The following is a 13,015-nucleotide window of genomic DNA, read 5'->3' on the forward strand; positions in this document are numbered from 1 at the left end:
TCGCGACCATGAGCGCACCGGAGCCGGACGGCCGGCGACCTTCGACATCCGAGCGGGAATTCGACATCGTCGTGTACGGGGCCACCGGGTTCGTCGGGAAACTCACCGCCGAATATCTGGCCAGGACGGCTTCGGGGGCCCGGATCGCGCTCGCCGGCCGATCGCACGACAAGCTGATCGCGGTCCGAGAGTCCCTGGGTGATGCGGCCCGCTCGTGGCCGCTGATCACCGCGGACGCCTCGCAGCCGTCGACACTGAACGCGATGGCCGCACAGGCGCGCGTCGTGGTCACCACGGTGGGGCCCTATGCGAAGTACGGCCTGCCGCTGGTCGCGGCGTGCGCGGCGGCCGGCACCGACTACGCGGATTTGACCGGGGAGTCGCTGTTCATCCGCGACAGCATCGACCAGTACCACAAACAGGCCGCCGACACCGGTGCGCGCATCGTGCACTCGTGCGGATTCGATTCCGTGCCTTCGGATCTCACAGTGTTCGCGTTGTACCGGCGGGCCCAGCGCGACGATGCGGGCGAACTCACCGACACCAACCTGGTGGTGCGGTCCTTCAAGGGCGGCGTGTCCGGTGGCACGGCCGCCTCGATGATCGAGGTCATGCGGGCGGCATCGTCGGACGCCGAGGCGCGTCGGGTGATGAACGACCCGTACACGCTCACCCCGGACCGCGCCGCCGAACCCGAGTTGGGCGGCCAACCCGATCTGCGGTGGCGGCGGGGCGGGGAGATCGCACCCGAGCTCGACGGGTACTGGGTGGCGCCTTTCGTCATGGCCGCGGTGAACACCCGTATCGTGCGGCGCAGCAACGCATTACTCGATTACGCCTACGGTCGACGACTCGAATACGGCGAACAGATGAGCATGGGCAAGTCGGCGCTCGCGCCGGTCGTATCGGCGCTGGCCGCGGCGGGTAACGCTGCGACGATGGCGTTAGGCAGCCGCTACTTCGACCGAGTGCCCGGCAAGCTGGTCGAGCGGGTGCTGCCGAAACCGGGCACCGGGCCCAGCGAGAAGGTCCGCGAAAGCGGCCACTACACCGTCGAGACGTATGCCAGGACCACCACCGGCACCCGGTACCGGGCCGTGATGTCGCAGAAGGGTGACCCGGGCTACAAGGCGACGGCGGTGCTGCTGGGGGAAAGCGCATTGGCGCTGGCTTTCGACCGCGACAAGCTCTCCGACCTTCGCGGCGTGCTCACCCCCGCCGCGGCGATGGGCGACGCGTTGCTCACCCGCCTACCGGCCGCAGGGGTGACGCTGGAGACGACGCGGCTGCAGGGGTAGCGCACGTCACAACGGGTCGGAGGGCGAAAAACCGCTCTGTTCGGGGCACTTGGCGACGCCGCGCGCTGCATTCCTAGAATTGCGGGGTGACCGCCAGCCCCCGATCCTCTGCTGAAGCCCTGCCCAAGTCCTGGGACCCGGCCGCGGTGGAGAGCGATCTCTACGAGGGCTGGGTCAAGGCCGGCTACTTCACCGCCGACGCGACCAGTGACAAGCCGCCCTACTCGATCGTGCTGCCCCCGCCGAACGTCACCGGCAACCTGCACATGGGTCACGCGCTGGACCACACGCTGATGGATGCGCTGACCCGCCGCAAGCGGATGCAGGGTTTCGAGGTGCTGTGGTTGCCGGGCATGGATCACGCCGGCATCGCCACGCAGTCGGTCGTCGAAAAGCAACTCGCGGTCGACGGCAAGACCAAAGAGGACTTCGGCCGCGACCTGTTCATCGACAAGGTCTGGGATTGGAAGCGGGAATCCGGCGGCACCATCGGCGCGCAGATGCGCCGACTCGGTGACGGCGTCGATTGGAGCCGCGAACGGTTCACCATGGACGAGGGCCTGTCGCGCGCGGTGCGCACGATCTTCAAGCGACTCTTCGACGCGGGCCTGATCTACCAGGCCGAGCGGCTGGTCAACTGGTCGCCGGTGCTCGAGACCGCGATCTCCGATCTCGAGGTCAAATACGAGGACATCGAGGGCGAGCTGGTGTCGTTCCGGTACGGCTCCCTCAACGACGGCGAGCCGCATATCGTCGTGGCCACCACCCGCGTGGAGACGATGCTGGGCGACACGGCGATCGCCGTGCACCCCGACGACGAGCGATACCGTGACCTGGTCGGCAAGACGCTGGCGCACCCGTTCGTCGACCGCGACATCGTCATCGTCGCCGACGAACACGTCGACCCCGAATTCGGTACGGGCGCGGTCAAGGTGACTCCCGCCCATGACCCCAACGACTTCGAGATCGGCCTGCGCCACGGGCTACCGATGCCGTCCATCATGGACACCAAAGGCCGAATCACCGGCACCGGAACGGAATTCGACGGCCAAGACCGCTTCGAAGCCCGGGTCAAGGTCCGCGAGGCGCTGGCCGCGCAAGGCCGCATCGTCGCCGAGAAGCGGCCGTACGTGCACAGCGTCGGGCACTCCGAACGCAGCGGTGAGCCGATCGAGCCCAGGCTGTCGCTGCAGTGGTGGGTCAAGGTCGAGGCGTTGGCCAAGGCCGCCGGTGACGCGGTTCGCAACGGCGACACCGTCATTCACCCGCCGAGCCTCGAGCCGCGGTGGTTCGCGTGGGTGGACAACATGCACGACTGGTGCATCTCGCGCCAGCTGTGGTGGGGTCACCGCATCCCGATCTGGCACGGCCCCGACGGCGAGACCGTCTGCGTCGGGCCCGACGAGACGCCGCCCGAGGGCTGGGAGCAGGACCCCGACGTGCTCGACACCTGGTTCAGTTCGGCGCTGTGGCCCTTCTCCACCATGGGCTGGCCGGACCACACGCCCGAGCTCGCCAAGTTCTATCCGACGACCGTGCTGGTCACCGGCTACGACATCCTGTTCTTCTGGGTGGCGCGGATGATGATGTTCGGCACCTTCGTCGCCGACGACCCCGCGATCACGGGAGACGGGCATGCGAAAAAGTCACGTCCGCAGGTTCCATTTGAAAACGTCTTCCTGCACGGTCTGATTCGCGACGAGCACGGCCGCAAGATGAGCAAGTCGCGCGGTAACGGGATCGACCCGCTGGACTGGGTGGAGATCTTCGGCGCCGACGCGTTGCGATTCACGCTGGCCCGCGGGGCGAGCCCCGGCGGTGACCTGTCCATCGGCGAGGATCACGCGCGAGCCTCACGAAACTTCGCCACGAAGCTGTTCAACGCCACGCGGTTCGCGTTGATGAACGGGGCCGCACCCGCTCCGCTGCCCGACACCGCCGAACTGACCGACGCCGACCGGTGGATTCTCGGCCGGATGGAACAGGTTCGCGTCGAAGTGGATTCGGCGTTCGACGCCTACGAGTTCAGCCGTGCGTGCGAGTCGCTCTACCACTTCGCCTGGGACGAGTTCTGCGACTGGTACGTCGAGCTGGCCAAGGTGCAACTCGCCGAGGGGATCACGCACACGACGGCCGTGCTGGCCGCGGTGCTCGACACGCTTCTCAAGCTGCTGCATCCGGTGATGCCGTTCGTCACCGAGGTGTTGTGGAAGACGCTGACCGGAGGCGAGTCGCTGGTGATCGCCGACTGGCCGACACCATCGGGTTTCACGCTCGATCCTCTTGCCGCGCAACGGGTCGCCGACATGCAGAAACTGATCACCGAGGTGCGCCGCTTCCGCAGCGATCAGGGACTCAACGACCGGCAGAAGGTGCCGGCGCGGTTGTCCGACATCGCCGCCGCGGACCTGCAGGCGCAGGTGCCCGCCGTGCGATCGCTGGCCTGGCTGACCACCGACGGTGACGGATTCACCCCGACCGCCGCGATCGAGGTGCGGCTGTCGCGCGGCACGGTGACCGTCGAGGTCGACACCTCCGGCACCGTCGACGTGGCAGCCGAGCGGCGCCGACTGGAAAAGGATCTCGCCGCGGCGCAGAAGGAACTGGCCGGCACGACAGGCAAACTCGGAAACGAGGCGTTCCTGGCGAAGGCACCCGCCGACGTCGTCGACAAGATCCGCGGACGCCAGCAGATCGCCCAGGAGGAAGTCGAGCGCATCACCGCAAGGTTGGCCGCGCTGCGATGACCGACCCCGACCCGGACGACCGGCCCTATCTCGACCCGGAGTCGCCCGGGCGACCGCCTCCGGATCGCGAACCCTCACCCGACGAGATCGCGGCGCTCCTGCAAGTCGAGCACCTACTCGACCAGCGTTGGCCCGAAACGAAACTCGAACCCAGCACGACGCGCATCTCGGCGTTGCTGGAACTGCTCGGTTCGCCGCAGCGCGGCTACCCGTCGATCCACATCGCGGGCACCAACGGGAAGACGTCGGTCGCGCGGATGGTCGACGCGCTGTTGACCGCGTTGCATCGCCGCACCGGCCGCACCACCAGCCCGCATCTGCAATCGGCCGTCGAGCGCATCTCGATCGACGGCAAGCCGATCAGTCCCGCGGCCTATGTCGACACCTATCGCGAGATCGAGCCGTTCGTGCACCTGGTCGATCAGCAGTCCGAGGCCGGCGTTCTCGGAAAGCCCGGGCCCGCCATGAGCAAGTTCGAAGTGGTGACGGCGATGGCGTTCGCCGCGTTCGCCGATGCGCCGATCGACGTCGCGGTGGTCGAGGTCGGCCTCGGCGGTCGCTGGGACGCCACCAACGTCGTGAACGCGCCCGTCACCGTGATCACCCCGATCGGGGTGGACCACGCCGAGTATCTGGGCGACACCCTCGCCGAGATCGCCGCGGAGAAGGCCGGGATCATCGGCAAACAGGAAGAAGATCTGGTGCCGACCGATACGGTCGTGATCATCGGCAGGCAGGCGCCCGAGGCGATGGAGGCGCTGCTGGAACAAACCGTGCGCGTCGATGCGGCGGTCGCCCGCGAGGATTCGGAGTTCGCGGTGCTCGGCAGGCAGGTCGCCGTCGGCGGACAGTTGCTCGAGCTGCAGGGGCTCGGCGGCCTCTACTCCGAAATCTTTCTGCCGCTGCACGGAGAACACCAGGCGCACAACGCCGCGCTGGCGCTGGCGGCGGTCGAGGCGTTCTTCGGCGCGGGGGCGCAGCGCCAACTGGACGTGGACGCCGTGCGGGCGGGCTTCGCCGCGGTGACCAGTCCCGGCCGGCTGGAGCGAATGCGCAGCGCGCCAACGGTTTTCATCGATGCGGCGCACAACCCGGCGGGAGCTGCGGCGTTGGCGCAGGCGCTGCAGGAGGAGTTCGACTTCCGGTTTCTGGTCGGCGTCGTGTCGGTGATGGGCGACAAAGACGTCGACGGCATCCTGGCCGCCCTGGAGCCGGTGTTCGACCAGGTCGTCGTCACCCACAACGGATCACCGCGCGCGCTGGACGTGGCGGCGTTGGCGCTGCTGGCCGAGCAGAGATTCGGCCCCGAGCGGGTGGTCACCGCGGCGACGCTGCCTGACGCGATCGAGACCGCCACCGCGATCGTCGAGGAGTCGGCCATCGAAGGCGAACTGATGGGCGGGGCGGGGATCGTGATCACCGGCTCGGTCGTCACCGCGGGAGCGGCCCGCACGTTGTTCGGAAAGGATCCGCAATGACCGAACCGGCGCCCGAGCAGCAGCCGGATCCGTGGAAGAGCTTCCGCGGGGTGATGGCGGGCACCCTGATCCTCGAAGCCATCGTCGTGCTGCTGGCGCTGCCGGTGGTGGCCAACCTCGGGGGCGGGCTCACGGCGGCCACCGGAGGTTTTCTCATCGGGATGGCGGTGATCCTGGTGCTGTTGGCCGGTGTGCAGGGCAGACCGTGGGCCATCTGGGTGAACGTGGGTCTTCAGGTCGTCTTGATCGCCGGCGTCGTCCTCGACGGGGCGATCGCCTTCGTCGGGGTGATCTTCCTGGTGGTGTGGCTGCTCATCGCATATCTGCGCGCGGAGGTGCTGCGCCGACAGAAGCGGGGACTCCTGCCTGGTCAACAGCGTCCGCCGGAGTAGTCGATCGCGGCGGCTATTCTGTCGGCCGTGACTGAGCCGATTGAACGGACCCTCGTGTTGGTCAAGCCCGACGGCGTCAAGCGGCGTCTTGTCGGCGAGATTCTTTCCCGAGTCGAACGCAAAGGCCTGGCGATCGCCGAGTTGAAGCTGGTGACCGTCAGCGACGAGCTGGCCCGCAGGCATTACGCCGAGCACGAGGGCAAGCCGTTCTTCGATTCGCTGCTCGCGTTCATCACATCGGGCCCGGTCGTGGCGGCGGTCGTCGAAGGCCCGCGTGCCATCGCCGCATTCCGTCAGGTCGCAGGCGGAACCGACCCCGTGGAGAAGGCCGCCCCCGGGACCATTCGCGGTGACCTGGCCCTGATCACCCAGGACAACCTCGTTCACGGCTCGGATTCCCCGGAGTCCGCCGCGCGCGAGATCGATCTCTGGTTCCCCAGCAAGTAGAGGATTTCGCGACCCGTCTCGCCCAGCCTGGTCGGGCGGGGCGTCGTGATGTGGGATACTCGACTCGGGTGACCGGCCGCCAACCGGGACCGGACACCCGAATGAAGACTTAGACGTGCGCGACCATCGCCACGCGTGATGCGGCGCCGACCGTCCAGCCATCATTCAGACCGGCACCGGGATGGTCCCCAGTGGGCCGCTCGGAGCGAGACCACAACAAGCTCGGGGAAGTCACCCGGGTCCATAGCGGAAGCCCTCGCGTGGCCGCGTCAAACATGACGCGCCCGGGGGCTTAAGGAGACTACGTGGCCGAAGATGCCCCAACCGAAGACCTATCTGAAGACACGCGAGAAGCGCAGGACTCTCAGCCGGAGTCGCTGAGAGTCGATTCGCTCGCTCAGGTGCTGGGCACCACCAGCGAGCGGGTTATCCAGGCGCTGACCGAGCTGGACGGACGCCCTCGCAGCGCCGACTCCACTGTCGAGGAGGACGAGGCGCAACGCGTGCGCGAAGCGCTTGCCGACGGTGCCGAGGCGCCGCAGACGCCCCAGGTCGTGGATGCCGCGGAATCCGCGGATGCCGCCGAACCCAGCAACGGAGAAGAGCCGGAGTCCCGTCTGCTCCTGGAGACCCCCACCGAGGAGGCGCCGGAGCGCGCCGAATACATGCCGTTGTTCGTCGCGCCGCAGCCGGTCCGATTCGATTACGACGCCGCCGACGACGATGAGGACGACACGGACGACGACGATGACGACGGCCAGGACAGCGACGACGACCAGTCCGAGCGTCCCTCCGGTCGCCGCCGCCGCCGCGGCAGGCGCGGACGAGGCCGCGGCCGTGGTGAGCAGAACGGCGATGACGCCGACGGCGAAGGGGACGCCGGTCAGGGCGGTTCTCAGGGCACCGACCAGAACGGCGACGACTCGGACGACTCCGACGAAGACAACGGCGACGACGAGAGCACCGGAGCCGACGGCGCGACCCGTCGTCGTCGCCGCCGCCGTCGCCGCAAATCGGGATCGGGCGACGACAGCGACGCGGGTTCGCCCGACGATCCGCCCAACACCGTCGTGCACGAGCGGGAACCGCGGAAGTCGACCAGGAACGACAAGGCCGGCAGCGGCGACGGAGAGATCCAGGGCATCAGCGGGTCGACCCGGCTGGAGGCCAAACGGCAACGCCGGCGTGACGGCCGAGACGCCGGCCGGCGCCGCCCGCCCATCCTGAGCGAGGCCGAATTCCTGGCCAGGCGCGAGGCCGTCGAACGGATGATGGTCGTCCGCGACAAGGTCCGCACCGAACCCCCGCACGAGGGCGCCCGCTACACCCAGATCGCGGTGCTCGAGGACGGCGTCGTCGTCGAGCACTTCGTGACCTCCGCGGCGTCCGCGTCGCTGGTGGGCAACATCTACCTCGGCATCGTGCAGAACGTGTTGCCCTCGATGGAGGCCGCCTTCGTCGACATCGGCCGCGGACGCAACGGTGTCCTCTATGCCGGCGAGGTCAACTGGGAAGCCGCCGGACTCGGCGGCGCGGCCCGCAAGATCGAACAGGCGCTCAAGCCGGGCGACTACGTCGTGGTCCAGGTCAGCAAGGACCCCGTCGGGCACAAGGGCGCCCGGTTGACGACGCAGGTGTCGTTGGCGGGCCGGTACCTGGTCTATGTGCCCGGGGCCTCGTCGACCGGCATCAGCCGCAAACTGCCCGACACGGAACGTCAGCGTCTCAAGGAGATTCTGCGCGAGGTCGTGCCGCCCGACGCCGGGGTGATCATCCGCACCGCGTCGGAGGGCGTCAAAGAAGAGGACATCCGCAACGACGTCGAACGCCTGGCGAAACGCTGGTCCGAGATCGAGGCCAAGGCCGCCGACATCACCGCCAAGAAGGCCGGTGCGGCCGTCGCGCTCTACGAAGAGCCCGATGTGTTGGTCAAGGTGATCCGCGACTTGTTCAACGAGGACTTCACCGGTCTGACGGTCTCCGGCGACGACGCCTGGAACACTATCAACGACTACGTGAATTCTGTTGCGCCCGAACTTCTTCCACGGTTGACGAAGTACGAGCCCGCTTCTCCCGACGGTCCCGACGTGTTCGCGGTGCACCGCATCGACGAGCAGCTGACCAAGGCGATGGACCGCAAGGTGTGGCTACCGTCGGGCGGCACGCTCGTCATCGACCGCACCGAGGCCATGACCGTCGTCGACGTCAACACCGGCAAGTTCACCGGGTCGGGCGGCAACCTCGAGCAGACCGTCACCCGCAACAACCTGGAGGCGGCCGAGGAGATCGTGCGCCAGCTGAGGCTGCGCGACATCGGCGGCATCGTGGTGATCGACTTCATCGACATGGTGCTCGAATCCAACCGCGACCTGGTGCTGCGGCGGCTGACCGAGGCGCTGGCCCGCGACCGGACCCGCCACCAGGTCTCGGAGGTGACCTCGCTGGGCCTGGTCCAGTTGACGCGCAAACGGCTCGGCACGGGTCTGGTGGAGGCGTTCTCGACGCCGTGCACACACTGCGGCGGACGCGGGATCGTGTTGCACGGCGACCCGGTCGACTCGACGTCGAGCGGCGGACGCAAGTCCGACACCGGCGGCCGGCGCGGTAAGCGCGGCAAGCGTGGCGGCAAGGCCGACGACGTCGCGGTGGCCAAGGTGCCGCCCCATCCCGCCGGCGAGCACCCGATGTTCAAGGCGATGGCCGCCGCCAACGGTCGCCACGACGCAGACGACGACACCGACGATGACACCACCGACGATGAGCGCCGGAAGCAGAAGCCGAAGGAGACCGCCGAGACCGACGCGGAAGCCCGTGCCGAAGCCAGTTCGGAGGCCATCCGTACCGCGGTGATCGAGTCGGGCGAGGACGATATCGAGGACCTCGAGGACGAGGACTTCGACGAGTCCGACGAGGACGACGACGAGGATTCCGAGGACGAGGACGAAATCGACCTGGATTCCGACGACGACGAGGACGACATCGACGACGACATCGAGGTCATCGGCGCCGACGACTCCGATGACGACTCCGATGACGACTCAGAGGATGACGACTCAGAGGATGACGACGAGGATTCCGAGGACGAGGATTCATACGAAGACGACGAGTCCGGCGACTACAACCCCAGGGGGGTCGCATCCGCGACCGTCTCCGGCGGGCGGCACCGACGCCGCGCGGCCGCACGACCCGCGGGCCCACCGCGCCGTGAGGACTGACCTGGTGACCGGGTGCCGACGAGCCGTGACCTGCGGTGATTTGACCCTCATGCGGCGGCTCAAGTAGCCTTGAGCAGTTGTCGCCAGGCTGGACCATGCGAGTCGGCGGCAGTCGCAAACCCAGACCAGCGCAGCGGGAAATCGCGCGCGCCCAATGAACGACGTAGGAGTTAGCAGCACGATGGCCACGTACGCAATCGTCAAGACCGGCGGCAAGCAGTACAAGGTCGCCGTCGGCGACGTGGTGAAGGTCGAGAAGCTCGAGTCCGAGCCGGGCGCCAGCGTCTCGTTGCCCGTGGCCCTGCTCGTCGACGGGTCGAAGGTGACCTCCGACGCCAAGTCGCTGGAGAAGGTCGCCGTCACCGGTGAGATCCTCGAGCACACCAAGGGACCGAAGATCCGCATCCACAAGTTCAAGAACAAGACCGGCTACCACAAGCGGCAGGGCCACCGTCAGCAGCTGACCGTCCTCAAGGTCACCGGGATCAAGTAGAGGAATCAGACATGGCACACAAAAAGGGCGCTTCCAGCTCGCGTAACGGTCGTGACTCAGCCGCACAGCGGCTCGGGGTCAAGCGGTTCGGCGGCCAGATCGTCAAGGCCGGCGAAATCCTGGTCCGCCAGCGTGGCACTCACTTCCATCCCGGTGTCAACGTCGGCCGCGGAGGTGACGACACCCTGTTCGCCACCGCCCCCGGCGCCGTCGAGTTCGGCTCTAAGCGCGGCCGCAAGACCGTCAGCGTCGTTCGACCGGCACCGCAGGAGGCCTGACTTCCCGCCGCGAATGTGATGCTGCTGCGACATCCCGGCTGAAGCTGGCAGTAGCTCACACTCGTCACGGAAAGGAAGGACCGATGCCTCGCTTCGTCGACCGCGTCGTCATCCACGCGCGGGCCGGCAACGGTGGTAACGGCTGCGCCTCGGTCCACCGCGAGAAGTTCAAACCCCTCGGCGGCCCCGACGGCGGCAACGGCGGTCGCGGCGGCAGCGTGATCCTGGTCGTCGATCCGCAAGTGCACACGCTGCTCGACTTCCACTTCCATCCCCACGTCGTCGCACCCTCGGGCAAGCAGGGCGCCGGCGGTAACCGTGACGGGGCAGCGGGCGCCGACCTCGAGGTCAAGGTTCCCGACGGCACGGTCGTGCTCGACGAAGACGGCCGGCTGCTCGCCGACCTCGTCGGCGCGGGCACCCGCTTCGAAGCGGCCGCCGGTGGCCGCGGCGGCCTGGGCAATGCCGCGCTGGCGTCGCGGGCACGCAAGGCGCCGGGTTTCGCGCTGCTGGGGGAGAAGGGTCAGGTCCGCGACCTGACGCTCGAACTCAAGACGGTCGCCGACGTCGGACTGGTCGGCTTCCCGTCCGCAGGCAAGTCCTCGTTGGTGTCGGTGATCTCGGCGGCCAAACCGAAGATCGCCGACTATCCGTTCACGACGCTGGCGCCCAACCTGGGCGTGGTGTCCGCAGGCGGGAACACCTTCACCGTCGCCGACGTGCCCGGCCTGATCCCCGGCGCCTCGCAGGGGCGCGGGCTGGGACTGGACTTTCTGCGCCACATCGAACGCTGCGCCGTGCTGGTCCACGTCGTGGACTGCGCGACCATGGAGCCCGGACGCGACCCCGTCTCCGACATCGACGCGCTGGAAGCCGAGCTGGCCGCGTACACCCCGACGCTGCAAGGTGATTCGACGCTGGGCGACCTCGCCGAGCGTCCGCGTGCGGTGGTGTTGAACAAGATCGACGTGCCCGACGCCCGCGAGCTGGCCGAATTCGTCCGCGAGGAGATCGGGCGGCGTTACGGCTGGCCCGTCTTCGAGGTGTCCACCGTGACCCGGGAAGGGTTGCGGCCGTTGACGTTCGCGCTGTGGGAGATGGTGTCGACCTACCGCGAATCCCAACCCCCGGTGGTGCCGCGGCGCCCCGTCATCCGTCCGGTCCCCGTGGACGAGAGCGGTTTCACTGTGGAGCCGGACGGACACGGCGGCTTCGTCGTGCACGGCGTCCGGCCCGAACGGTGGGTCGCGCAAACCGATTTCGACAACGACGAGGCGGTCGGCTACCTCGGTGACCGGCTGGCGCGCCTGGGCGTCGAAGACGAGCTGCTGAAGCTGGGCGCGCGGCCCGGATGTGCGGTGACCATCGGTGAGGTCACCTTCGACTGGGAGCCGCAGACACCCGCCGGGGTGGATGTGCCGATGTCGGGTCGCGGTACCGATCAGCGGCTCGAGCAGACCGATCGCGTCGGGGCCGCCGAACGTAAGGCAGCGCGGCGGGAACGGCGGCGCCCCGGCGGGGAGTCATGACGGACGCCGCGCGCTCCGCGGAGTCGGCGCGCTCCGCACACCGGGAAGCGGTCCGCACCGCGCGCAGCATCGTCGTCAAGATCGGTACCACAGCGCTGACCACACCGTCCGGAGTGTTCGACGCCGGCAGGCTCGCGGTGCTGGTCGAGGCCATCGAGGGCCGGATGCGGTCTGGCTCGGACGTGGTGATCGTGTCGTCGGGCGCGATCGCGGCGGGCATCGAACCGCTGCGGCTGAACAGACGCCCCGCCGACCTGGCCACCAAACAGGCGGCCGCCAGCGTCGGTCAGGTGGCACTGGTCAACGCGTGGAGCGCGGCCTTCGCGCGCTATGACCGCACCGTCGGCCAGGTGCTGCTGACCGCGCACGATATCTCCATGCGGGTGCAGCACACCAACGCCCAGCGCACACTCGACCGGTTGCGGGCGCTGCACGCGGTGGCGATCGTCAACGAGAACGACACCGTGGCCACCAACGAGATCCGGTTCGGCGACAACGACCGGCTCTCGGCACTGGTCGCTCACCTGGTCGGCGCCGACGCGCTGGTCCTGCTGTCCGACATCGACGGGCTCTACGACTCGGATCCGCGAAAAGGTAACGCGCACTTCATCGCCGAGGTGTCGCAGCCGGACGACCTCGACGGCGTGGTGGCCGGCACGGGAAGCCATCTGGGTACCGGCGGGATGGCGTCGAAGCTGTCCTCGGCGCTGCTGGCCGCCGATGCGGGGGTGCCGGTGTTGTTGGCGGCGGCCTCGGATGCGGCGACCGCGCTGGCCGACGCGTCCGTCGGCACGGTGTTCGCCCCGCGGCCCGAACGGATGTCGGCGCGGCGATTCTGGGTGCGCTATGCCGCCGAGGCCGCGGGCGCGCTGACACTCGACGACGGGGCGGTGCGCGCCGTGGTCACGCAGCGACGCTCGCTGCTGCCGGCCGGTATCACCGCGGTGTCGGGGCGCTTCTACGGCGGCGACGTCGTCGAGTTGCGCGCACAGGACGGGACGATGGTCGCGCGCGGTGTCGTCGCCTACGACCGCGGCGAGCTCGCGACGATGCTCGGCCGCTCGACGTCGGACCTGTCCCCGGAGCTGCGACGGCCCGCCGTGCACGCCGACGACCTCGTCGCCGTCTGAGCCGGTGC

10 protein-coding genes are annotated in these 13,015 nt (G+C 68.5%); all 10 read left to right on the top strand.

Annotation, left to right across the window (positions count from 1 at the left end):
• Positions 1-8: 8 nt before the first annotated feature.
• The 10 genes from AU197_RS22755 (at position 9) to proB (ending at position 13,007) form a co-directional block, all read left to right on the top strand.
• On the top strand, positions 9-1,298 hold the full coding sequence (locus AU197_RS22755; RefSeq protein WP_064405714.1) for a saccharopine dehydrogenase family protein: 1,290 nt from the start codon (positions 9-11) through the stop codon (positions 1,296-1,298).
• Between the two features lie 86 nt (positions 1,299-1,384).
• Positions 1,385-4,045, top strand: coding sequence for a valine--tRNA ligase (locus AU197_RS22760; RefSeq protein ID WP_064405716.1), 2,661 nt, complete (start codon positions 1,385-1,387; stop codon positions 4,043-4,045).
• Positions 4,042-5,523: a bifunctional tetrahydrofolate synthase/dihydrofolate synthase gene (folC, locus tag AU197_RS22765; protein ID WP_082696811.1), complete on the top strand. Its 1,482-nt coding sequence runs from the start codon at positions 4,042-4,044 to the stop codon at positions 5,521-5,523. Before AU197_RS22760 ends, folC begins: the two co-directional genes overlap by 4 nt.
• Complete coding sequence (locus AU197_RS22770) at positions 5,520-5,915, top strand: DUF4233 domain-containing protein (protein ID WP_064405717.1); 396 nt, start codon at positions 5,520-5,522, stop codon at positions 5,913-5,915. Before folC ends, AU197_RS22770 begins: the two co-directional genes overlap by 4 nt.
• Positions 5,916-5,954: 39 nt before the next feature.
• Entirely contained in the window at positions 5,955-6,362 is a 408-nt protein-coding gene (ndk, locus tag AU197_RS22775) for a nucleoside-diphosphate kinase (RefSeq protein ID WP_064405971.1), read from the top strand.
• A gap of 305 nt (positions 6,363-6,667) precedes the next feature.
• Entirely contained in the window at positions 6,668-9,577 is a 2,910-nt protein-coding gene (gene rne / locus AU197_RS22780; protein WP_064405719.1) for a ribonuclease E, read from the top strand.
• Between the two features lie 181 nt (positions 9,578-9,758).
• A complete protein-coding gene (rplU, locus tag AU197_RS22785) occupies positions 9,759-10,070 on the top strand; it encodes a 50S ribosomal protein L21 (protein WP_064405721.1) in 312 nt (103 codons plus the stop codon).
• Between the two features lie 11 nt (positions 10,071-10,081).
• On the top strand, positions 10,082-10,348 hold the full coding sequence (gene rpmA / locus AU197_RS22790) for a 50S ribosomal protein L27 (RefSeq protein WP_064405722.1): 267 nt from the start codon (positions 10,082-10,084) through the stop codon (positions 10,346-10,348).
• An 83-nt stretch (positions 10,349-10,431) separates the two neighbouring features.
• A complete protein-coding gene (gene obgE / locus AU197_RS22795; protein WP_064405724.1) occupies positions 10,432-11,877 on the top strand; it encodes a GTPase ObgE in 1,446 nt (481 codons plus the stop codon).
• Complete coding sequence (gene proB, locus AU197_RS22800) at positions 11,874-13,007, top strand: glutamate 5-kinase (RefSeq protein WP_064405726.1); 1,134 nt, start codon at positions 11,874-11,876, stop codon at positions 13,005-13,007. The genes obgE and proB overlap by 4 nt, the downstream gene beginning before the upstream one ends.
• Positions 13,008-13,015 lie beyond the last annotated feature (8 nt).

The sequence above is a fragment of the Mycobacterium sp. IS-1590 genome (assembly GCF_001500025.1).
GTDB lineage: Bacteria > Actinomycetota > Actinomycetes > Mycobacteriales > Mycobacteriaceae > Mycobacterium.